Here is a 23097-nt window from a genome sequence, read left to right as displayed (position 1 = left end):
CGGCGGCCCGTCGTCGGGCTCTCCCACGGTCCGGTCGGGCCACCGGGTGCCCCGGAGGCATGCTGACCGGCCGGCACCCGACCGTGGACGCACCCGACCGGCCGTTCGTCCGCCCGCCCCGCGGCACCGCCCTGCCGACTCGCTGCACCGCCCGCCCCGCGGCACCGCCCTGCCGATTCGCGGCACCGCCCGCCCGCCCCGCGGCACCGCCGCCGTGGCTGGTCGAGGACATGTGGTGCGGGTCCTTTCGAGCTGATGACGTCGACGACTCACCTGCCGGGCCGCCGGCAGGTGGTAGCCGTCGACCTGCCGCCGCACCCGTTCGGTTGGCGCGGCATCCCGGCGATCGTCGTCCGGGCCGGCCAGGGGTCCGGGTGTCTCCCGGGTCCGTCGTCCGGCCGGGTCACGTCGCCGCTCGGCGGGAACTCGGAAGCCGGCCTTCCCGAGGCCCTCGGGTGCGGCGGGACCGGACCGCTCCCCGGCCGCCGTCGCCGAATCCGCCGGACCCACCTGGCCCCCCCACCGCCGGCACCTCGACCAGACGGCGGAGAGCCCCACGGAGGTGTCGGCGTCCCGCCCGGACGGCTCGAACCGGGCGCACCGGCGTCGAACGGAGGCCCGGCCGAGGTGAACCGTAAGCGTCATCAGCTCGAAAGGACCCGCACCGCATACTCCTGCCCCTGCTTGCTCCTGCCCTGCTTACGCCTGCCTGTACTTGGCCTGCCCTGCTCCGGGGCGGAGCTTCCTGCGGGCGGGGGTGCGGTGGGGCCGGTGGGTCAGCTCCGGTCGGGAGCGGCGTCGAGGGGCGCGAACAGGTCCACGCCGTTGCCGTCCGGGTCGTGCAGGATGGCGTACCGCTGACCCCAGAACGCGTCCCACGGGGCGACCTCGCCGTGGAAACCCGCCTCGGTGAGCGCGGTCCAGTACCGGTCCACCTCTGCCGGGTCGGCGCACAGGAAGGCGAGGCTGGCGCGCGGGCTGCCGCTGGGCGGCGTCCAGTCGGGGTGGAAGCTCCGCAGCATCGTCACGGTGTCCCAGGCCAGCCGCAGCCCACCGGGCAGGGTGACCTCGACGTGGTCCTCGTGGTCGGCCCCGGCGGGGATGTCCAGCCCGAGCCGGCGGTAGAAGTCCAGGGTGCGGGCCATGTCGGTGACCGCGGTGCCGATGAGATCGAAGCGGGGCGTCATGTGGCCAGGGTAGGGCGGCGTCCACCCGGGGGTCTTGAACGGAACGGACCGGGCCGAGGAAACCATGTGCACCTCGCGGTAGGACCGGACGACGTACGGTGTCAGGGGAGCAATCCGTCTTTCAGGTGCAAATGCCCCATCGGGTGCGCCTGTCGGCGGTCCATGACGGCGAGGAAAGGGGAGCGGGCCGATGATGCACCTGGCCTACCTGGACGCGGGATCCGGCAGTCTGATCGTGCAGGCGGTGGTCGGCGGAACAGCGGGCGCAGCGGTCGCCGCGAAGCTCTACTGGCGGCGGGTGGCGGCCCGGTTCCGCCGCCAGCCCACGGAACCCGCCGAGGTCGGCCAGCCCGCCGGGACCGAGCGGCAGCCGCGCCAGCCCGCCGGCAACTGACCGGTGGCGTACCGATGACCGCCGCCGACCTGCGTATCCGGCCGGAACCCGGTTCCTTCCGCGACCCCGCCAACCGGGTCTTCCACCTGGGTGACCAGGTGCTGCGCGGCCTCGGCCCGCAGGGCGCCGCCGACTGGCGGGCGCTCGCCGGCAGCGAGTTCTTCGCCGCGCTGCTCGCCGAGGGCAAGGTCTGCGGCACCACCCCGGTCGACCCGGCGACGCTGCCGCACACCGGGTGGACGACGGTGTTGCGCCACGAGCGCATCCCGTTCGTCTCGCACCCCTACGAGTGGTCGTTCGGCATGTTGCGGGACGCCGCCCTGCTGCACCTGGAGATCCTGCGTCGGGCCCTCGAGGCGGGGTTCACCACCAAGGACGGGTCGGCCTACAACCTCCAGTGGCGCGGCGCCACACCGGTCTTCATCGACGTCGGCTCGTTCGTGCCGCTGACCGAGGGCGAGCCGTGGGCCGGCTACCGGCAGTTCTGCCAGACCCTGCTCTACCCGCTGCTGCTCCAGGCCCACCTGGGCGTGGACTTCCAGCCCTGGCTGCGGGCCCGGGTCGACGGCATCGAACCGGACCAGCTGCGCCCGCTGTTCCGGGGCGTCCGCCGGCTGCTGCCCGGGGTGCCGACGCACGTGCACCTGCACGGCGCGATGCAGGCCCGCAACGCCGGGGCCAGCAGCAGCGCCGTCGCCGCCCAACTCCGCGACGCCGGCTACTCCCGGGACCTGGCGCTGGCCACCGTACGCCGGTTGGCGCGGTTGGTCCGCCGGCTGGACCGTCGGGTCGGCGGCGGTCATTGGATCGACTACCAGCGCACCTGCGGCTACAGCACGGCGGACCGGGCGGCCAAGGAGGGTTTCGTCGAGGCGGCGGTGGCGGGCGTCGACGCCGGGCTCGTGCTCGACCTCGGCGCGAACGACGGCCGGTACGCGCGGATCGCCGCCCGGCACGCCGCCCAGGTGGTCGCCGTCGAGCAGGACCCGGCCGTGGTGGACGCCCTCTACCGGGCGCTGCGCGCCGAGGGCGACCAGCGCATCCTGCCGCTGGTGATGGACCTCGCCGACCCGTCGCCCGGCGGCGGCTGGCGGGGGGTGGAACGGGCCGGGTTCGCCGACCGCGCCCACGCCGACGTGGTGCTCGCCCTCGCCGTGGTGCACCACCTGGCGATCGGCCGCAACGTGCCACTGGCCGAGGTGGTAGAGCAGTTGGTCGGCTACGTCCGGCCCGGCGGACGGCTGGTGGTGGAGTTCGTCCACCCGCAGGACCCGATGGCGCGGCGGCTGTTGGCGAACAAACCCGCCGGCCTCTTCCCCGACTACCACCGCGAGGAGTTCGCCCGGCTGCTCGCCGCCCGCTGCCGCGTCGAGCGGCAACTGGAACTGCCCTGCGGCACCCGGACGCTCTACCAGGCGGTGGCGGGTGGCTGAGCCGGCCCCGACCGGCACCGCGGTCCGGCGGCCGGCACCCGTCGCGCCGCCGGTCCCGGACGGGACGTCCACCCCGGCCGGCTGGCGGGTGGAGCTGCGCCGGGCGGGCGAGGTGGTGGCCCTGGTCGGTCTGGTGGTCACCCAGCCCCTGCTCGACGTGCTCGGGCGCAGCCCCGACTTCTTCCTGTTCCACCGGGCCACCGGCGGGGACGTCCTCGCGTTGGTGGCGCTGGTCGCGCTGGTGCCCGGTGCCGCCGTGGTGCTGCTCGGGGCGGCGACCCGGCTGGCCGGGGTCCGGGTCCGGGCCGGCGTCCACACGGTGGTCGTCGGGCTGCTGCTGGCCGCGTTGGCGGTGCAGGTGGGCCGGCAGGCGACACCACTGCGGGGCGTACCGCTGCTGGTGGTGGCGGCGCTGGTCGGGGCGGGCGGGGCGGCGGCGTACCGGCGCTGGTCGGTGCTCGGCCGGGTGCTGCGGGTGGCCGCCCTCGGGCCGCTCGTCTTCGTCGGGTTGTTCCTGTTCGCCTCGCCGGCTTCGGCGGTGGTGCTGCCCCGGGCGCACGAGGGTGCCGCCGGGGTGGCCGGGCCGGGCTCGCACCCGCCGGTCGTCATGATCGTCCTGGACGAGTTGCCGCTGGTGTCGCTGCTTGGCCCGGACGGGCGGATCGACGCGACCCGCTACCCGAACTTCGCCGAGCTGGCCGGTGGCTCGACCTGGTACCGCAACGCCACCGGGGTCAGCGGGTGGACGCCGTACGCGCTGCCGGCGATGCTCACCGGTCGGTACCCGTCGACCCCGTCCGCCCCGCACTACTCGCAGTACCCGGACAACCTCTTCACCGCCCTCGGCGGCCTGTACGACATCCGCGCGCAGGAGAGCATCACCCGGCTCTGCCCGCCCAGCCGCTGTGACCAGCCGGTCGCCCCGGAGCAGGGGCTCGGCGTGCTGGTGCGGGAGAGCGGCGCGCTGCTGGGCCGGATCGCCGCCCCGGTGGACAGCCGCATCGACCCGCAGGAGTCGTACCGGGAGCAGACCGCCGCCGAGGTGGGCCTGGACGCCGCCGAACCGGTCCCGGCCGACCCGAAGTTCCGCTGGGACAGCCTGAACGACAACCAGCCGGCCCGGTTCACCAGCTTCCTGGCCGGCCTGCGCCCGGCCGACCGGCCGACCCTGCACTTCCTGCACCTGCTGATGCCGCACCCGCCGTGGGCGTACCTGCCGTCCGGGGCGCGTTACGACGCGCCGGACGACCTGCCCAACGACGGGGCGGGGTGGGTCGACCTGGCCCGGGCCCGGCACCTGGCCCAGCTGCGGTACACCGACCGGCTGCTCGGCGAGACGCTGCGCACGCTGCGCTCCACCGGCCTGTACGACAAATCGCTTATCGTGCTCACCGCCGACCACGGGGTGAGTTTCACCCGGGACTGGCAGGGCCGGGGGTTGGACGCGATCACGCACGCGCCCGGCGAGGTGGCCTGGGTGCCGCTGTTCGTCAAGGAGCCCGGCCAGCGCGCCGGCCGGGTCGACGACCGCAACTGGGAGCACGTGGACCTGCTGCCCACCATCGCCGACGAGGTGCACGTGCGGGTCCCGTGGCGGCTCGACGGGCGCTCGGCGAAGCAGCCGCCCCGGGAGCGGACCGAGAAGTACTTCTACGACCGGCCCGGTGAGCGGGTGGTCCTGCCCGGCGGGGTGCCGGCCCGGCCCGCCCCGCCCGCCCCGCATCCGCTGGTGGGCACGACGGTGGGGGAGAAGCCGTCGGGTGGCACCGCCTCGGTGGCGCACCTGGGCGCGTTCGACCACGTCGATCCGGGGTCGGGGGAGCTGCCGGCCCTGGTGTGGGGCACCGTGCCCCGGCAGGTGCCGGACGGCACGCTGCTCGCGGTCGCGGTCAACGGCCGGGTCGGCGCGGTCGTCCCGGTGGTGCCGAAGGATCAGGGGGGTCGCCGCTTCGCCGCGTTCCTCGCCGACGACCATCTGTTCCGGGCCGGGGCGAACCGGTTGGACATCTACCGGGTGGGCACCGACGGCGCATTGCGCCGGTTGACCCTCTCCTGAGCTTTAGTCGGCTTTCGCCGCTTTCCACCGTGCCGTTCCGGGCGTCCGGTCGCGGGTGACCCGCCCGCGCCGGGACGGGTTTCCGCGCCGCCGGGTCGGGAAACGGGTGACGCATACCTCACCGCAGAACCACGGCGGGCGGTATCCCCGCGACCGCGATTACGGTAAAAGCGAAGGCAATTCAACGAAGATTCGCCGGCGAAGCGAGGAACCACATGACGGAAGTCAAGCTCGACCACCCCGGTGGGCAGCTTTCGATGCCGGTGCAGGGCGCGGTCGAGGGCCCTGCGGGCATCGGGGTCAGTAAGTTGCTCAAGGAAACCGGGATGACAACATACGACCCCGGTTTCGTGAACACCGCCTCCTGCTCTTCCGCGATCACCTACATCGACGGTGACGCGGGCATCCTGCGGTACCGCGGCTACCCGATCGATCAGCTGGCCGAGAAGTCCTCCTTCCTGGAGGTCTCGTACCTGCTCATCTACGGTGAGCTGCCGACCCAGCAGCAACTGACCGAGTTCAGCGAGCGGATCCGGCGGCACTCCCTGCTGCACGAGGAGATGCGCCGGTTCTTCGACGGCTTCCCCCGGGACGCCCACCCGATGGCCGTGCTGTCCTCGGCGGTCAGCGCCATCTCCACCTTCTACCAGGACAGCCTGGACCCGTTCGACTCCGAGCACGTGGAGATGTCGACGGTCCGGCTGATGGCGAAGGTCCCCACCATCGCCTCGTACGCCTACAAGAAGTCCATCGGTCAGCCGCTGCTGTACCCGGACAACTCGCTGGGCTACGTGGACAACTTCCTGCGGATGACGTTCGGCGTGCCCGCCGAGCCGTACGAGGTCGACCCGGTGGTGGCCCGGGTGCTGGACATGCTGTTCGTCCTGCACGCCGACCACGAGCAGAACTGCTCGACCTCCACCGTCCGGTTGGTCGGCTCCAGCAACGCCAACCTCTTCGCCTCGGTCTCGGCCGGGGTGAACGCCCTGTTCGGCCCGCTGCACGGCGGGGCGAACCAGGCCGTGCTGGAGATGCTGGAGAAGATCGAGGCCGACGGCGGCGACGTCGCGTCCTTCGTCCGCAAGGTCAAGGACAAACAGGACGGCGTGAAGCTGATGGGCTTCGGCCACCGGGTCTACAAGAACTACGACCCACGGGCCGCCATCGTCAAGAAGGCCGCCCAGGACGTGCTCAACCGGATGGCCAAGCCGGACCCGCTGCTGGACCTGGCCATGCAGCTGGAGGAGATCGCGCTCGCCGACGACTTCTTCGTGTCCCGCCGGCTCTACCCGAACGTGGACTTCTACACCGGCCTGATCTACAAGGCCATGGGCTTCCCCACCAAGATGTTCACGGTGCTGTTCGCGCTCGGCCGGCTGCCCGGCTGGATCGCCCAGTGGCGCGAGATGATCAGCGACCCGGAGACGAAGATCGGCCGGCCCCGGCAGATCTACACCGGTGCGCCCGAGCGGGAGTTCACCGCGATCGGGCAGCGCTGACCCTCCCGGTCACGCACGAAGGCCGCCGACCCGTCGAGGGTCGGCGGCCTTCGTCGTGGACACTGCGGGCTCAGCGCAGGCCGGCGGCGACGAGCAGGTTGCCCGCCGGGATCGGGGCGGTGACTCGGCCGGTGGCCATCCGCTGCTCGGCGCGCTGCGCGGTGAACGCGGCGTCCCCGGCGATCGCCGAGGCGTACGCCGTCGCGGTGCGCTGGGCGATCGCCGACCAGCCGTACTGCTCGTGGACCATGGCGCGGGCCCGGCGGGCGAGCACCCGGGCGCGTTCCCGGTCGGACAGCAGCGCGTGCACGGCCTCGGTGAGGTCGGCCGGGTCCTCCGGGGCGAAGGTCACCCCGGTCACCCCCGGCTCGACGATCTCGGCCAGCCCACCGGTCTCGGCGACCGCGAGCGGCGCGCCGGCCGCCGCCCCCTCCAGGGCGACCATCCCGAACGGCTCGTAGATGCTGGGCACCGCGAAGCAGTCCGAGGCGGCCATCACGGCCGGCAGGTCGGTGCCGCCGAGGAAGCCCGGCATGGCCACCGTGCCGCCCAGCCCGAGCCGGTGCACCTCGGCCTCCAGTTGGGCCTTGTACGGCCCGTCGCCGACGATCACCGCGCGCAGGCCGGGGTGCCGCTCGCGCAGCCGGGGCAGGCCGGCGAGCAGGTGCTGGACGCCCTTCTCGTAGACCAGCCGGCCGGCGAAGGTGACCAGCGGCCCGTCCCCGGCGAACCGGGCGCGGGCCGAGGTGACCGCCGAGGCCGGCACCTTCCAGCGGTGCGGCTCGACCCCGTTGGGCACCACGTCGACCCGGCCGATCGGCACGTCGAACAGCGCGTTCACCTCGTCGCGCATGTAGCCGGAGCAGACGATCATCCGGCCGGACTCGGCGGCCAGCCACTGCTCCACCCCGTGGATGGTGCGGTTCATCTCGCCCGGCAGCCAGCCCTGGTGCCGGCCGGCCTCGGTGGCGTGGATGGTGCTGACCAGCGGCACGTCCAGGTGCGCGCGCAGCGTCATGGCGGTGTGCGCGACCAGCCAGTCGTGGGCGTGGATCACGTCGTACGCGCCGGACTCGGCGGCCCGCAGCGCGGCCCGGGTCAGGGTGTGGTTGAACGCCATCGTCCAGGCCAGCAACGAGTCGGTGGCCAGCGGGAAGGTCACCGGGTCCTCGGCCGCCCGGACGATCCGCACGCCGTCGGCGTACTCCTCCAGCGGCGCGCCGTCGGTGTGCCGGGTGACCACGGTGACCTCGTGCCCGGCGGCGGCCAACGCCACCGACAGGGCGTGCACGTGCCGGCCGAGCCCGCCCACCAGCACCGGCGGGTACTCCCAGGAGAGCATCAGGATGCGCCGGGTGCGCGGGGGCACGCCGGAGCCGCCGCCCTGCTGGGGGATCGTGGGCCGGGAGGTGGGGGTGGGCCGGCAGGTCCGGTCCACAGCGGTCGCGAGCTGGTCGCTGACCCGCAGGGTGGTCACATCAGTCTCCGTCCATGCACGCAGGGTCGCGCCGGCATCGGTGGCGGCGGTGACGGTGGCGGTGGTGAGGGGTGGCCGAGGGCCGAGGCGGACCCACCCGCGCGGGCGCGTCCGCGTCAAGCAAAGGGCATCACGCGGCCCGGCGCATCTCGAAAGGGCCTATCGTGACGGACGACACCCGACGGTACGTGACCCCTCGGACGGGTGGATGTCGGGCGCCGTCCGAACGGGTGGATTGGCCGGACCGGGCGCGGGGCATTAGCGGCGTGCGCACCGGCGGTCTCCGACCCGGCCGGTGTGCTCATGATCATGGGCCGAAGGAGCGACATGCAGGTCTGGCCGGGTGAGCGTTACCCCCTGGGCGCCACCTATGACGGGATGGGCACCAACTTCGCGATCTTCTCGGAGGTCGCCGAGAAGATCGAGTTGTGCCTGTTCGACGAGTGGGACACCGGCGCCGAGCGCCGGGTCGAGCTGCGTGAGGTCGACGCGTACGTCTGGCACGCGTACATCCCCGGGATCGAGCCGGGCCAGCGGTACGGCTACCGGGTGCACGGCCCGTACGACCCGGCCAACGGGGTCCGGTGCAACCCGCACAAGCTGCTGCTCGACCCGTACGCCAAGGCGGTCGACGGGGAGGTCACCTGGGACCCGGCGGTCTACGACTACGAGCTGGGCGGCGACCCGGACCGGATGTCGCAGACCGACTCGGCCCCGTTCATGCCCAAGTCGGTGGTGGTGAACCCGTACTTCGACTGGGGCAACGACCGGCCGCCGCGTACCCCCTACCACCACTCGGTGATCTACGAGGCGCACGTGCGCGGGCTGACCATGCGCCACCCCGGCATCCCGGAGGAGCTGCGCGGCACCTACGCGGCGATCGCCTCCCCGGTGATGATCGACTACTTCCGACAGCTCGGGGTGACCGCCGTCGAGCTGATGCCGGTGCACGAGTTCGTGCACGACCACCGGCTCGCCGACCTGGGCATGCGCAACTACTGGGGCTACAACAGCATCGGCTTCTTCGCCCCGCACCACGGCTACTCGGCGCTGGGCCGGCTCGGCCAGCAGGTGCAGGAGTTCCGGGGCATGGTCAAGGCGCTGCACGCCGCCGGCATCGAGGTCATCCTCGACGTGGTCTACAACCACACCGCCGAGGGCAACCACCTCGGCCCGACGCTGAGCTTCAAGGGCGTCGACGCCCCCAGCTACTACCGGTTGTCCGAAGAGGACAGACGCTACTTCGTCGACTACACCGGCACCGGCAACAGCCTCAACGTACGCAGCCCGCACTCGCTCCAACTGATCATGGATTCGTTGCGCTACTGGGTGACCGAGATGCACGTCGACGGGTTCCGCTTCGACCTCGCCGCCACCCTGGCCCGGGAGTTCTACGAGGTGGACCGGCTGTCCACGTTCTTCGAGGTGGTGCAGCAGGACCCGGTGGTCAGCCAGGTGAAGCTGATCGCCGAACCGTGGGACGTCGGCCCCGGCGGCTACCAGGTCGGCAACTTCCCACCCCTGTGGACGGAGTGGAACGGCAAGTACCGCGACACGGTCCGCGACTTCTGGCGCGGCGAGCCGGCCACCCTGGCCGAGTTCGCCTCCCGCATCTCCGGCTCCGCCGACCTCTACCAGGACGACGGCCGCCGCCCCTTCCACAGCATCAACTTCGTCACCTGCCACGACGGTTTCACCCTCAACGACCTGGTGTCGTACAACGACAAGCACAACGAGGCCAACGGCGAGGAGAACCGGGACGGCGAGGGCCACAACCGGTCGTGGAACTGTGGCGTCGAGGGGGAGACCGACGACCCGGGCGTCACCGCCCTGCGGGCCCGGCAACGGCGCAACTTCCTGGCCACCCTGATGCTCTCCCAGGGCGTGCCGATGATCGGCCACGGCGACGAGCTGGGCCGCACCCAACGCGGCAACAACAACGCCTACTGCCAGGACAGCGAACTGGCCTGGGTCGACTGGCAGCACGCCGACGACGAGCTGCTCGACTTCGTCCGGCGGCTCACCGACTTCCGCAACCGGCACCAGGTGTTCCGCCGCCGCCGGTTCTTCACCGGCCTGCCGGTGGGGGGCCGCAACGCCGAGGCGGGGCTGCCCGACCTGGCCTGGTACACCCCCGACGGCCGGGAGATGACCGGCGAGGACTGGGGCAACGACTTCGGCCGGTCGGTGGCCCTGTTCGTCAACGGCGACGGCATCCCCGAACGCGGCCAGTACGGCCAGCGGCACCGCGACGCCTCGTTCCTGCTCTGCTTCAACGCCCACGACGCGCCGCTGGACTTCACCCTGCCCGGCGCGGAGTTCGGCCAGCGCTGGGAGCTGGTGATCAGCACCGCGGAACCGGAACCGGAGAAGCCGACGGTGGTCGAGGCGGGCGGCACGGTCGGCGTGCCGGACCGCTCCCTGGTGGTCCTGGAGAGGACGGTCTGACATGCCCGCAGAGCCCCGACCCGACCCGACGGCGACGGTCGGGTCGACCTACCGCGTCCAGGTCCGACCCGGGTTCGATCTCGACACCACCGCCGGGCTGGCCGACTGGCTCGCCGCGCTGGGCGTCACCCACCTCTACAGCGCCCCGCTGCTCACCGCGACCCCCGGCTCCGCGCACGGCTACGACGTGGTCGACCACCGCGCGGTCAACCCGGAGCTGGGCGGGGAGGCCGGCCGGCAGCGGCTGGTCCGGGCGTTGCGGGCGGCCGGGCTGGGCCTGGTCGTCGACATCGTGCCCAACCACGCCGGGGTCGCCCAGCCGGCCGCCAATCCGGCCTGGTGGGACGTGCTGCGCCGGGGCCGGGCGTCGGCGTACGCCGACTGGTTCGACATCGACTGGGACCGGGGCCGGCTGCTGCTGCCGGTGCTCGCCGACACCCCCGACGCGCTCGACGACCTCAAGCTGGTCGACGGGGAGCTGCGCTACCACGAGCACCGGTTCCCGGTCGCCGACGGCACCGGCACGGGCAGCCCCCGCCAGGTGCACGACCGGCAGCACTACCAGCTCGTCTCCTGGCGGCGCGGCGACAGCGAGCTGACGTACCGCCGGTTCTTCGCCGTGTCCGACCTGGCCGGGCTGCGGGTGGAGGACCCGGCGGTCTTCGACGCCACCCACGCCGAGGTGCTGCGCTGGGTCGCCGCCGGTGAGGTCGACGGCATCCGGGTCGACCACCCCGACGGCCTGCGCGACCCGGCCGGCTACCTGGCCCGGTTGCGCGCCGCCGCCCCGCACGCCTGGCTGGTGGTGGAGAAGATCCTGGAGTACGGCGAGGAGCTGCCCGACTGGCCGGTCGACGGCACCACCGGCTACGACGCGCTGGCCGCCGTCTGCGGGCTGTTCGTCGACGGGCGCGCGGAGGGCGACTTCACCGCCCTCGACGCCCGGCTCACCGGTCACCACACCTCCTGGCAGGACCTCACCCACGCCACCAAGCTGGAGGCCGCCACCCGGCTGCTCGCCGCCGAGCTGGGCCGGCTCGCGGCCCTCGCCCCCGACCTCGACCGGGACGCCACCCGGGCGGCCCTGGCGGAGCTGGCCGCCTGCTTCCCGGTCTACCGGGGCTACCCGCCGCACGGGGCCCGGCACCTGGCCGCCGCCCGCGCCGAGGCGGGTCGCCGCCGACCCGACCTCACCGCCACCCTCGACGCGGTGACCGCCCTGCTGCGTCGCCCCGAGCACGAGCTGGCCGCCCGGTTCCCGCAGCTCACCGGCGCGGTGATGGCCAAGGGGGTGGAGGACACCGCCTACTACCGGTGGAGCCGGTTCGTGGCGCTGAACGAGGTCGGCGGCTCACCGGCGCACTTCGGGGTGCCGCCGGCCGAGTTCCACCGCTTCGCCACCGCCCGGCAGGTCCGCTGGCCGACCGGCATGACCACGCTGTCCACCCATGACACCAAGCGCGGCGAGGACGTCCGGGCCCGGCTCGCCGTGCTCGCCGAGCTGCCGGCCCGCTGGGCGGAGCAGGTCGGCGACTGGACCGCCCGCGCGCCGCTGGCCGATCCGGCCTTCGCCCACCTGCTGTGGCAGACCGCCGTGGGCGCCTGGCCGATCGACCGGGAACGGCTGCACGCGTACGTGGAGAAGGCCGCCCGGGAGGCGTCGGTCTCGACGAGCTGGGCCGACCCCGACCCGACCTTCGAGCACGACCTGCACGCCCTGGTCGACCGGATGTACGACGACCCGCAACTGCACGCCGAGATCACCGCGTTCGCCGACCGGATCACCCCGGCCGGCTGGTCCAACGCGCTCGGGCAGAAGCTGGTGCAGCTCGCCATGCCCGGGGTGCCCGACACCTACCAGGGCACCGAGCTGTGGGAGAACTCCCTGGTCGACCCCGACAACCGCCGCCCGGTCGACTTCGCCGTACGCCGGGAGCTGCTGGCCCGGCTCGATGCCGGCTGGCAGCCGGCGGTGGCCGCCGACGGCGCGGCCAAGCTGCTGGTGGTCTCCCGCACGCTGCGGCTGCGCCGCGACCACCCGGAGTTGTTCGCCGGCTACCGGCCGGTGGCCGCGCACGGGCCGGCCGCCGCGCACGTGGTCGCCTTCGACCGGGGTGGCGCGGTCGCGGTGGCCACCCGGCTGCCGGTGGGGCTGGCCCGCGACGGCGGCTGGCGCGACACCCGCCTGTCGATGCCCGGCAACAGTGTTACCGACGTGTTCACCGGACAGGTCTACAGTGGGTCTGAGCTGCTCCTTCATGATCTGCTGAGCACCTACCCCGTCGCTCTCCTCGCGCCCACCGCCCTGGCTCCCACCGACTCCGTGGAGGCTGCCGCATGACCGAGTTCACCGTCTGGGCGCCCGACGTCGCCCGGATCCGGCTGCGTCGTCCCGGCGTCGCCGACCACGACATGCGGGCCGGGCCGGACGGATGGTGGCGGGTCGAGGTGCCCGACGCCGGCCCCGGCACCGACTACGCGTTCCTGCTGGACGACGAGGACACCCCGCTGCCCGACCCGCGCTCGGCGTGGCAGCCGGCCGGGGTGCACGGGCCGAGCCGGCGCTACGACCACGCCGCCTTCGACTGGACCGACCAGGGCTGGACCGGCCGGCAACTGTCCGGCAGCATCCTCTACGAGCTGCACATCGGCACGTTCACCCCGGAGGGCACCTTCGACGCGGCGATCGACCGCCTCGACCACCTGGTCGACCTCGGCGTCGACCTGATCGAGCTGCTCCCGGTGAACGCCTTCAACGGCGAGCACAACTGGGGCTACGACGGGGTCTGCTGGTTCGCCCCGCACGAACCCTACGGCGGGCCGGACGGGCTGAAACGGCTCGTCGACGCCGCCCACGCCAAAGGCCTGGGGGTGATCCTCGACGTCGTCTACAACCATTTCGGGCCCTCCGGGGCCTACGCGCCGAGCTTCGCGCCGTACCTGAGCGGGCAGAGCAACCCGTGGGGTCGCACGGTCAACCTGGACGGCCCGCACTCCGACGGGGTGCGCCGCTACATCATCGACTCGGTGCTGATGTGGTTGCGCGACTACCACGTCGACGGACTGCGGCTCGACGCCGTGCACGCGATGCCCGACTCCCGGGCCACCCACGTGCTGGAGGAACTGGCGGTCGAGGTGGAGGCGCTCGCCACCCACCTGGGCCGGCCGCTGTCGCTGATCGCCGAGTCCGACCTCAACGACCCCCGGCTGATCACCGCCCGGGAGGCCGGCGGCTACGGGCTGCACGCCCAGTGGAACGACGACGCCCACCACGCCCTGCACACCCTGCTCACCGGGGAGCGGCAGGGCTACTACGGCGACTTCGGCTCGCTGGAGTGCCTGGCCGACGTGCTGACCGGCGCGTTCTTCCACGCCGGCACCTGGTCCAGCTTCCGCAACCGCACCCACGGCCGCCCGGTGGACCGGCACACCGTCCCCGGCCACCGGTTCGTGGCCTACCTGCAAAATCACGACCAGGTCGGCAACCGCGCCACCGGTGACCGGATCTCCGCCGGGTTGTCGCCCGCGTTGCTGCGGGTCGGGGCGATGCTGCTGCTGACCGCGCCCTTCACCCCGATGCTGTTCATGGGGGAGGAATGGGCGGCCAGCACCCCGTGGCAGTTCTTCACCAGCCACCCGGAGCCGGAGCTGGCGGCGGCGGTGGCGACCGGCCGGCGGCGGGAGTTCGCCGCGCACGGTTGGCCGCCCGGCGAGGTGCCCGACCCGCAGGACCCGCAGACCTTCCTACGCTCCCGGCTCGACTGGGCCGAGCTGGACAAACCCGAACACCGCGAGATGTACGAGTTCTACCGACGGCTGATCGCGTTGCGCAAGAGCCGGGCCGACCTGTCCGACCCCCGCCTGCACCGCGTGGAGGTACGCCACGGCGACGAGTTCCTGGTGATGCGCCGGGGCGAGTGCCTGGTGGTGGCGAACCTCGCCGGCCGACGGCAGCGGGTCACCCTGCCCGGGGTAGCGCGTCGGGTGCTGCTCACCACCGGGGAGGGGGTCACGGTGATGCGCGACCGGGTCGAGCTGCCGGCGGAGACGGCGGCGATCGTGGCCCTCTGAACGCGGCGGAAGCCACGATGAGGCTCCAGACCCGGCCGCTCACGCCGGCCCACAGCAGGCAGGAAAAGGTCGGGAAGGTCTCGGGTAGATCAATCCTGCCGGCATTGCCGTGCAGCGGTTCCGCCGTCGGCGAGGTAGATCGGGGTACGACGGGTTCGTGCGCGAATCGCGGCACCCACCCGTGGGGCGACGTTGCCGGGAAGGCGTTGTTGGGCTTCGTCAGGTGCGAAGAAACCAGCGTCTTCGATCTCCTGCCTCGGCAGGGTGAAACCGTCGTGTCGGGTGACGGTCCCACAGTCGAAGGTGAAGTGGACGAGGGCACGCGGCCGTTGCCCGGCCGGGGGTGCCCAGTCCACGACAAGTAGCTCACCCACCGCCACGGCGATGCCGAGTTCTTCCCGGGCTTCGCGGGCGCATGCCTGGTGCGGGTACTCGTCCTGTTCCACGTACCCGCCCGGGAAGGCCCAGTGATCGCGGTAGGTGGGCTTGACGAGGAGCACATCGCCCACCGCGTCGGTGATGAAGGCGGCCGTGGCGGCATGGAAGGCGGGCAGGTTCGCATACCAGGTGCTGGGCTCCGTCCACGTCACGTGTGTGACGTTAGCCGGAGGTGTCGATGCGAGCTTGCGTTACTTCAACGGCCCCGGGTGCGGGCGCGATGACGGTACGGGTGCGAGCGTGCTGAGGAGGTCGTGGACGTCGGCCATCGCTCGGTGGGGGTTCAACACGGCGGTGAGTTCCTGGACGCGCTGCGTCACCCGGGCAGAGCTAACCTGCGACGCGTGTCGTGCGGCCTCCCGGCCCCAGGTACAGGCTGCTTCGATGTCTCCGGCCTGAGCATGGGTCAGCGCGATCAGGGCGCTGTGTAATGCGCGCGTCCGGGCATTCGGGCTGGCGAGGGTGATCGCGTCGGATGCGTGCCGTAGTGCTTGCCGGTGCAGGCGTAGGTCGCTGAGGCACTTCAGGGTGGCACCCGCGAGGTGGGCCGGGCTGAAGTAGCTCACCCATTGTGGGCTCTCGTCCTTCCGCATCCGATCGACAGCCCGCTCTGCCTTGGCGAGCGCTGCTCGACAGGCGCGTCTCTCCCCGGAACGGCCGTATGCGCTGGCTGCCGTGGTGTAGAGCCGGGCTCGGACCGCAGCGGGGGCGCGGCCTGCCCCCTCGACGGCTGCCTCCGCGAGTCGGGCGGCGTCCCGGGTACTCCCGAGATAAGAGGCCTGAGTGGCGAGGTTTGCCAGGAGATGTGCACCGTAGAGGCGGTCATCTGCGGCCTTGGCGAGTCGTAGCGCGATGGTGACGTGATGCTGAGCGATGCCGTGTTCACCTGCGTCGTAGGACATGAAGGCGAGCTGGCCGCAGAGCGCCGCGGTGGCGCGCATGAGATCACGCCCGACAGCATCTGCATAGGCGCCATGCAACATGGGAATTACCTGCCGGGCGAGGAGATCGGCCATGAGTGCGCGGGTGTGCGGGGAGCCGCCGCCGTGGCGTCGATCGAGGTCGGCGAAGTGTCCGGCGAGGAGGTGCAGCGGTTGAATGTCGGCCGCCGTCAACGACGGTCGCCCATCGCGGGTCACCTGTGGGTCGGGAAGGTCGTACCGCCAGGCGAACGCGGCCTGTAGCGCCGCTCCGCTGTGGAACACCCCTCCGATCGGTGAGTTGACCCGATGGGCGAGGAGCGTCCAGAGCCGTCCGGCAGCATCGATGGCACCGCCGGCAGTCGAGGGATAGGCGGCATCCGCGAGATCGGTGCCGACGAATCCGAGTTCCGAAATCTCCACGGGACGGCCGAGCTTCCGGGCGATCGTCTCCGCCATCGCGATCTGCACGTGCTCAGCTGGCCGACGTCCACGAAGCCACCAGTAGACGCTGGCCGCGTCGTAACGCCAGATGCCCTGAGCCCGGCCCGCATGGTTGACCTGGCGGGCGAATGCGGCATGCGCATTGCCGTAGCCAGCGGCGAACAGCAGGGCATCAAGAGCCTTGTTCGTTACCGACCGCGCCATTCATCTACCCCCGGGAGTCGACTGGCTACTACCAGCGACGAGCGTAGAGGGAGAACTGGCGTGACAGGGACCCACGCAAGCCCACGCAACCCTGGGTAGGGGCGGCGCAATCGCGCACACGGCTCGTCATCTGGTCGGTCGGCCAGCAGTCGACTTCGCTGAGCCCATCAGGGGAGCCGGCGAAGGCCCCCGGAGTGTCGACGGAGGCGGATATGCGTGAGCAGGGGAACGAGCGGATCGCGAGTCGGGGAGAGCAGGCCGAGGCCGCCGAGCACGAGGCCGCCAAGCGTCGCATTCTCGCGCAGGCCGAGGCGGAGCGGATACCCGTCGAGGACACGACGCGCGCCGTGCCGGATCGGCGGTGGCGGCGTGGGCGCTGACGACCTTCCGGTCGGGCGGCGGGTGGCGCGCTGGCGGGTGCGCCGTCGGATGAGCCAGCAGGTCTTCGCCGACCGGCTCGGCAAGTCGAAGAGTTGGGTGGACAAGGTCGAACGTGGGGTCCGCACGCTGGACCGGTACTCGGTGATCCAGGAGATCGCCGAGGTGCTGCGGGTCGATCCGGCGCTGCTGCTCGGCACCCGGCTGCCGTCGTCGGGCCGGATCGCCGAGCTGGACGGGGTGGACGGGCTGCGCGCCGCCCTCGCCCGCTACGACCACACGGCGGCCGTGGTGCCGTCGGCGGTCCTGGAACGGCACGTCGCACACGCCTGGCTGACCTACCAGCACGGGCACTACGCGCAGGTGGTGCGGGCGCTGCCGGGGTTGCTCGACGCCACCAGCAGCCGGCACGCGACAGCACCCGGGGGAGCGGCGGAACTGCTGGTGCAGACGTACCGGATCACCTCGGCGGTGCTGGTGAAGCTCGGTGAGGCCGACCTCGGGTGGTTGGCCGCCGACCGGGCGGTGGCCGTGGCCGGCGACGACCCCGAGCTGGCCGGGACGGCGGCGGTGGCGGTCGGGCAGGCGCTGCGTGCGCTGGGCCGTGGGCGGTTGGCGCTCGCGGTGACGGTGACGGCCGCGCGCCGGGTCGCCCCGAGGCCGGTACGCGACGCCCCGGCGGCACGGCAGGCGCTCTGCGGGACGTTGCTGCTCCAGGCCGCTCTGGCCGCTGCCGAGCACGGTGACCCCCGCCGGGCCGACGAGTTGATCGACCTGGCCGCCGGTATCGCCGCCCGGGTCGGGGCCGGCGACGACCCGCACCACGGTGGTTTCGGGCCGGTCGCCGTCGAGCTGGCCCGGATGGTGGTGGCGATCGAGGTGGGCGACGCCGGCGAGGCGGTCCACCGGCACGAGCAGGTGGTCCGTCGGGAGGGCTGGCGGCTCCTGCCGGCCGAGTACCGCGCTGCCGGTCTGGTCGATGCCGCGCGGGCGTACCTCCAGGTCGGCGACCTGTTCGGGGCGGGTCGGGTGCTGATCGAGGCGGACGGCATCGCGCCGGCCGAGGTGCGGTGCCGACCGGTGGCCCGTACGGTGATCGCCGAACTGGCCCGGGGGCGACCGACGGTGGCCGGCGTCGCGCGACTGGCCACGCTGGTCGGCCTCACCCCGCGCTGACCATGAGTTGCCTTCAGGGGTGGCCCGGCCGGTCCGACCGGCCGGGCCACCACCCCGAGAAAGGGCGGTTACAGGGTGACCTGCCGGCCGCCGAGGGTCACCACGAGCCGCCCGTCGGAGGCGAAGGACCACCCGATGGCCCCGGTGTACGACGCGCAGCGCGAGCCGTTGCTGCCGGTCCAGAACTGGTTGGAGCTGTCGCTGTTGCCGACGATCTTGTCGTTGGACCCGCTGCCGCTGCGGCACGAGGTGTTGTTCCGGAACACCGAGCTGCCGCCGTCGAACGAGAAGTTGCGCTCGGTGTTGTCGATGCCGAGGTTGTTCGAGACCGTCATCGTGCCGAGGTTGCGGTTGTAGGTGAAGCCGTGCTTGCCGTTGCGGAAGGCGATGTTGCGCCGCACGATGTGGTTGACCCCGATGTCCTCGCCGCCGAGCTTGTAGCCGTTGCGGTCACCGTTGCCGTTCTGGGTGCCGTTGCTGAGCGTCCCGTTGTTGTAGGCCAGGGAGTCCTCGATGGTCACCGGGCCGATCGGGCCGGTGTCGGTCTTGGTGTAGAGGTCCCACCCGTCGTCGATGTTGTTGTGGGACACCGCGTACCGGAAGATGTTGCCGGTGCCGACGGTGAGTTTCGCGGCGAAGCCGTCGGCGTCCTCACCGTCGGAGTCGGCGTTGTCGTGTGACTCGGCGCTGAGCACCAGGTTGTTCGACGGCCACTGGTCGCGGGGGGTGCTGGAGGCGATCCGGGAGAGCTGGAGCCCGCTGTCCCGGTTGAACCGGGTCACCGTCCGCTCGATGATGTTGTTGCTGCCGCCGACGAAGATCCCGTTGTCGCCGGCCCGCTCCACGATCAGGCCCTGGACGTGCCAGTACGACCCGTTGAGGGCGAGCCCCCGGTTGGCCGGGTCCTCACTCATCGCCGAGAAGTTCAGCACCGGCTTCTCACCCGGGTAGGCGAACAGCTTCTTGCGCGCGCTGGCGGTGCCGTTGTTGCCGGGTTCGATGGTGACGGTCTGCGCCAGGTTGTAGGTCCCGGCGCGGACGTAGATCGTCCCGCCGGCGGTGACCCGGGTGATGGCCGAGGCGAGGGTGGTCGGGTTCGCCTGGGTGCCGGCCGCACCGGCGCTGCCGTTGGTCGCCACGTACAGGGTGCTGCCGCTCGGCGGCGGGGTCGTGGGCGGCGGGGTGGTCGGCGGGGGCGTGGTGGGTGGCGGGGTGGTCGGGGGTGGGGTGGTGGGCGGTGCGGTGGTGGGTGGTGCGGTCGTCGGGGGCGCGGTGGTGGGGGTGGTGCCGCCGGTGCAGGCCACCCCGTTGACCGCGAAACCCGTCGGGGTCGGGTTGCTGCCGGTCCAGGTGCCGTTGAAGCCGAACGTGACCGTGCCGTTGGTGCCGACGGCGCCGTTGTAGTCGGCGTTCGCCGCGCTGACGGTGCTGCCGCTCTGGCTGAACGTGGCGTTCCAGCCCTGGTCGACGCGCTGGCCGGCGGTGAACGACCAGGTGGCCGCCCAGGAGCTGATCGGGTCACCGAGGTTGGTGAGGGTGACGCTCGCGGTGAAGCCGCCGGACCACTGGCTGGCCACCGCGTAGTCGACCCGGCAGCCGGCGGCGGCCTGGGCCGCGTTCGCGGTGACCACCGTGCCGGCCGTGGTGAGCGCCGTCGCGGCGACCGCGGAGATCCACCACGCCGTGCGGCGCTGGCGAAGGATCATGGTTCTCTCCTGTGGATGTGGTGAGGGAGCCCGCGCGGGGGACCGGCGACGCCGGTGCCCGGCGGGGGCGGGGCAGGCGGGCCCGCCCTACAGGCCCGTCACGGGAGGGACCGCTCGCGCCGGACCAGCCCGGATCGTCGGACGCGAGGTGTTGCCGTCGGGACGACCTGGGCCGCTCCCGAGGCGCTGACCAGTCAGTTCGAGCAGGTAAGCGCTTTCCCTCCCACGGTACTGACCGTTCTCGATGCCGTCAATCGGGCGGCGGCCCGCCTCCACCCTGGGGAGGAGCCGACCTCCGACCCGGGGCCACGACCGGGGCTCCCGGTCGGACGCGGTCGGGCCGCCGACCGGCGAACGTCTACAGGCATGACTGACGTGATGTCCCGGGCGACCCGACGGCACCGCCCCCTGGTTCTGCTCAGCGCCGCCATGGCGGTGCTCGCCGTGGTCACGGCCGTCGGCCTGCTCGCCGATCCACGGGTGCTCACCGGCGCGCCGATCTGGCTCAAGCCGTTCAAGTTCTCGGTGTCCTTCGTGCTCTACGGGGCCACCCTCGCCTGGATGCTGGCCCAACTGCCCCGCCGCAGCCGGGTCGGGGAGTGGGCCGGCAGCGTGGTGGTGGCCACGGCCCTGATCGAGATGGCGGTGATCGTCGGGCAGGTGCTGCGCGGCACGACCAGCCACTACAACGAGACCAGCCCGCTCAACGCCGCGCTCTGGCAGGTGATGGGCGCGGCCGTCATGGTGCTGTTCGTCGCGCACGTCGTCGTCGCGGTCACCCTGCTGGTGCGGCGGGCCGGGGACCGGGCCACCCGGTGGGCGATGGGGTTCGGGCTCGGCCTGTCCGCGCTGGGCATGCTGGTGGCGGTGCCGATGACCCAGCCCGGACAGGCGTCGGCCGACGCCGGGATCACCGGGGCGCACAGCGTCGGGGTGCCCGACGGCGGGCCGGGGCTGCCCGTCGTCGGCTGGAGCACCACCGGGGGCGACCTGCGGATCGGGCACTTCGTCGGGCTGCACGCCATGCAGGCGCTGCCGATCCTGGCCTTCTTCCTGCGCCGCTACCTGGGCCGCTGGCTCGACGAGGCCGACCGGGTCCGGCTGCTGGCCGTCGCGGGCACCGGGTACGGCGTACTCACGCTGCTGCTGACCTGGCAGGCGCTGCGCGGGCAGCCGCTGCTGCGGCCGGACCTGACCACGCTCGCCGCGCTGGCCGCCCTGGTGGCCGCGACCGCGCTCGCCGTGACGGCGGTGGTGGCGTCCCGGCGGCGTCGCCCGGAACTGGCGCTGGCCGCGTGACCACCACCCACCCGGCGGGTCCTGCGCCGGCCCTGCGGTCCGTAGGCTGACCGACGTGGGTTGGCTGGGACGACTGTTCGACACGCGGGACACGCTGGTGCGGATGGTCCTGCTCGACCTCAGCGGCCTGTGCTACCTCCTCTTCGGCACCAAGACCGGTCAGCCGCCGACGGGCCCGCAGTGGGCGCTCGCGGTGGTCGCCTTCGCCGTCGCGTTGCTGGCCCACCGCCGGCCGCTGCTCAACCTGACGGCGCAGACCGCCCTGCTGGTCGCCGCGATCGTCGTCCTCGACGACACCACGATCAACCAGGTCGGGGCGAGCTGGGCGCTGCTCGAGGTGACCATGCGGTCCCGGCGTCCCCGCACCGGCTGGTGGGCGGCCGTGGGGTTGACCGTGGTCGCGGCGTTCGACCCGTCCGGGCACACCGGCCGGGGGGTCACCGGCACGGTGTTCGGGCTGCTGGTGGACGTCGGCCTGCCGCTGCTGATCGGCACCGTGGTGCGGACCAACCGGGAACTCGGCCGGCAGGCCGACGAACGGGACCGGGCCGAGCACCTGCACCGCGAGTCGGAGCAGCGGGCGGCGCGCGCCGACGAACGCAGCGCCATCGCCCGGGAGCTGCACGACGTGGTCGCCCACCACGTGGCCTCGATGGTGCTGCGCGTCGGCGTCGCCCGGCACGTCCTCACCGACCTCGACCCCCGGGTCGGTGCCGTCTTCGACGACGTGCACGCCACCGGGACGGCGGCGCTGGCGGACCTGCGCGGGCTGGTCGCGGTGCTGCGCGATCCGGACGTGGCGCACGGCGACGCGACGTTGACCGCGATCGAGCCGTCGGCGCTGCCGGCCGCGCTCGGGGCGGCGGTCGACCGGGCCCGGCAGGCCGGGGTGACGGTGGCGGCGGACGTCGCCCCGGCGGTGGGCACCCTCGACGCGGTACGCGGGCTGGCGGTGCTGCGGTTGACCCAGGAGGCGCTGACCAACGTGGTGAAACACGCCGGAACGTCCGCGCGGGCGCGGTTGACCGTGTCGGTGGTCGACGACGCCGTCCACTGGGAGGTGGCCGACGACGGGCGGGGCTGGGCGCCGACGGCGGTGCCACCCGGCGGCGGGCACGGCCTCACCGGTATGCGGGAACGGGTCGAGGTGCTCGGCGGCCGGTTGGACGCCGGCCCCGCCGGCACCGGGTGGCGGGTCCGGACGGTGCTGCCCGCCGTGGCGTCCGCCGCCGGCCCGGACCCGGCCGGCCCACCCCCGGGCGGTACGGCGGGCCCGCCCGGGTCGGGCGGCCCGTACGCGGCGGAGCCGGCGTGATCCGGGTGCTGCTGGTCGACGACCAGCACCTCATCCGCGCGGGCCTGCGCATGCTCTGTGACGCGCAGCCGGACATCACGGTGGTCGGGGAGGCCGACAACGGCCGCGACGCGGTCACCCTGGCCGCCCGGCTCGTCCCCGACGTGGTGGTGATGGACCTGCGGATGCCCGGCGTCGACGGGATCACCGCGACCGGCCGCATCCTCGCCGACCGGCCGGCGACCCGGGTGCTGGTGCTGACCACGTTCGGCGACGACGACCACCTCTATCCCGCGCTCACCGCCGGGGCCTGCGGATTCCTGCTCAAGGACGCCCCGCCCGGCGACCTGGTCGACGGGGTGCGCCGGGCCGCCGCCGGGGGCAGCCCGTTCAGTGAGGAGGTGTTGCAGCGGCTGGTCCGGCGGGCGGTGCACGCCCGCGCCGAGCCGCCCCGACCGGTGGCCGGGCTGACCGCCCGCGAGCAGGACGTGCTCGCCCTGGTGGCCGAGGGGCTGTCGAACACCGAGATCGCCGACCGGCTGCACATCGGCGTCACCACGGTCAAGACCCACATCACCAGCCTGATGACCAAGACGGACAGCCCGAACCGGGTACGCCTGGCCCTGTTCGCCCGGGGCGGCTGACCGCGCCCACCGGGGGACGGCTGACCGCG

The 23097-nt window shown here is 72.9% G+C and carries 17 protein-coding genes; 12 read left to right on the top strand and 5 right to left on the bottom strand.

Annotated elements, in window-relative coordinates:
* Positions 1-776: 776 nt before the first annotated feature.
* Entirely contained in the window at positions 777-1187 is a 411-nt protein-coding gene (locus FJK98_RS19865) for a VOC family protein (RefSeq protein ID WP_145920366.1), read from the bottom strand.
* 190 nt (positions 1188-1377) lie between these two features.
* On the opposite strand from FJK98_RS19865, the gene FJK98_RS19860 reads away from it, so the two are divergent.
* From FJK98_RS19860 to FJK98_RS19845, 4 genes are all read left to right on the top strand, one after another.
* Complete coding sequence (locus FJK98_RS19860) at positions 1378-1581, top strand: hypothetical protein (protein ID WP_145920365.1); 204 nt, start codon at positions 1378-1380, stop codon at positions 1579-1581.
* 14 nt (positions 1582-1595) lie between these two features.
* Positions 1596-3014, top strand: coding sequence for a bifunctional 2-polyprenyl-6-hydroxyphenol methylase/3-demethylubiquinol 3-O-methyltransferase UbiG (locus FJK98_RS19855; RefSeq protein WP_145920364.1), 1419 nt, complete (start codon positions 1596-1598; stop codon positions 3012-3014).
* Positions 3007-5070 (top strand): sulfatase-like hydrolase/transferase, encoded by a 2064-nt coding sequence (locus tag FJK98_RS19850; RefSeq protein WP_145920363.1) that lies wholly within the window; start codon positions 3007-3009, stop codon positions 5068-5070. Before FJK98_RS19855 ends, FJK98_RS19850 begins: the two co-directional genes overlap by 8 nt.
* Positions 5071-5285: 215 nt before the next feature.
* Positions 5286-6569, top strand: a complete 1284-nt coding sequence (locus tag FJK98_RS19845) for a citrate synthase (protein WP_145920362.1) — start codon at positions 5286-5288, stop codon at positions 6567-6569.
* 70 nt (positions 6570-6639) lie between these two features.
* Here FJK98_RS19845 and FJK98_RS19840 read toward each other — a convergent pair whose 3' ends face one another.
* The gene (locus FJK98_RS19840) at positions 6640-8046 is read right to left on the bottom strand and encodes a glycosyltransferase family 4 protein (protein WP_145920361.1); all 1407 of its coding nucleotides are present in this window, start codon (positions 8044-8046) and stop codon (positions 6640-6642) included.
* Positions 8047-8373: 327 nt separating this feature from the next.
* Here FJK98_RS19840 and glgX point away from each other — a divergent pair, with 327 nt between their 5' ends.
* Genes glgX through treZ form a run of 3 tightly spaced genes read left to right on the top strand, consistent with a single transcriptional unit; the run spans position 8374 to position 14565 of the window.
* Positions 8374-10494, top strand: a complete 2121-nt coding sequence (gene glgX / locus FJK98_RS19835) for a glycogen debranching protein GlgX (RefSeq protein WP_145920360.1) — start codon at positions 8374-8376, stop codon at positions 10492-10494.
* A gap of 1 nt (position 10495) precedes the next feature.
* Positions 10496-12835 carry a malto-oligosyltrehalose synthase gene (gene treY, locus FJK98_RS19830; RefSeq protein WP_145920359.1) on the top strand — a complete coding sequence of 780 codons (2340 nt, stop codon included), beginning with the start codon at positions 10496-10498 and terminating at the stop codon, positions 12833-12835.
* Positions 12832-14565 carry a malto-oligosyltrehalose trehalohydrolase gene (treZ, locus tag FJK98_RS19825; RefSeq protein WP_145920358.1) on the top strand — a complete coding sequence of 578 codons (1734 nt, stop codon included), beginning with the start codon at positions 12832-12834 and terminating at the stop codon, positions 14563-14565. Before treY ends, treZ begins: the two co-directional genes overlap by 4 nt.
* A gap of 89 nt (positions 14566-14654) precedes the next feature.
* On the opposite strand, the gene FJK98_RS19820 is transcribed toward treZ, so the two are convergent.
* Both FJK98_RS19820 and FJK98_RS19815 read right to left on the bottom strand, forming a co-directional pair.
* Complete coding sequence (locus tag FJK98_RS19820; protein WP_088645251.1) at positions 14655-15155, bottom strand: NUDIX hydrolase; 501 nt, start codon at positions 15153-15155, stop codon at positions 14655-14657.
* 39 nt (positions 15156-15194) lie between these two features.
* Entirely contained in the window at positions 15195-16571 is a 1377-nt protein-coding gene (locus tag FJK98_RS19815; protein WP_145920357.1) for a hypothetical protein, read from the bottom strand.
* Between the two features lie 212 nt (positions 16572-16783).
* Between FJK98_RS19815 and FJK98_RS33285 the strand changes: the two genes are divergently transcribed.
* Together FJK98_RS33285 and FJK98_RS19810 are read left to right on the top strand one after the other, a co-directional pair.
* Positions 16784-16951, top strand: coding sequence for a hypothetical protein (locus tag FJK98_RS33285; protein ID WP_168222510.1), 168 nt, complete (start codon positions 16784-16786; stop codon positions 16949-16951).
* A gap of 49 nt (positions 16952-17000) precedes the next feature.
* Positions 17001-18125: a helix-turn-helix domain-containing protein gene (locus FJK98_RS19810; RefSeq protein WP_240763025.1), complete on the top strand. Its 1125-nt coding sequence runs from the start codon at positions 17001-17003 to the stop codon at positions 18123-18125.
* A gap of 68 nt (positions 18126-18193) precedes the next feature.
* Here the strand turns inward: FJK98_RS19810 and FJK98_RS19805 are convergent, their stop codons facing one another.
* Positions 18194-19831, bottom strand: a complete 1638-nt coding sequence (locus tag FJK98_RS19805) for a cellulose-binding domain-containing protein (protein WP_145920355.1) — start codon at positions 19829-19831, stop codon at positions 18194-18196.
* A gap of 366 nt (positions 19832-20197) precedes the next feature.
* Here FJK98_RS19805 and FJK98_RS19800 point away from each other — a divergent pair, with 366 nt between their 5' ends.
* From FJK98_RS19800 to FJK98_RS19790, 3 genes are read left to right on the top strand one after another with little or no spacing between them, the layout of a single operon-like run.
* A complete protein-coding gene (locus FJK98_RS19800) occupies positions 20198-21130 on the top strand; it encodes a hypothetical protein (protein WP_145920354.1) in 933 nt (310 codons plus the stop codon).
* A gap of 55 nt (positions 21131-21185) precedes the next feature.
* Positions 21186-22445 (top strand): sensor histidine kinase, encoded by a 1260-nt coding sequence (locus tag FJK98_RS19795; protein WP_145920353.1) that lies wholly within the window; start codon positions 21186-21188, stop codon positions 22443-22445.
* The gene (locus FJK98_RS19790) at positions 22442-23068 is read left to right on the top strand and encodes a response regulator transcription factor (RefSeq protein ID WP_145920352.1); all 627 of its coding nucleotides are present in this window, start codon (positions 22442-22444) and stop codon (positions 23066-23068) included. Before FJK98_RS19795 ends, FJK98_RS19790 begins: the two co-directional genes overlap by 4 nt.
* Positions 23069-23097 lie beyond the last annotated feature (29 nt).

This window comes from Micromonospora sp. HM134 (assembly GCF_007833915.1).
GTDB lineage: Bacteria > Actinomycetota > Actinomycetes > Mycobacteriales > Micromonosporaceae > Micromonospora > Micromonospora wenchangensis.
Note: the sequence above shows the minus strand (reverse complement) of the source record. Positions and strands in the feature narration are given on the sequence as shown.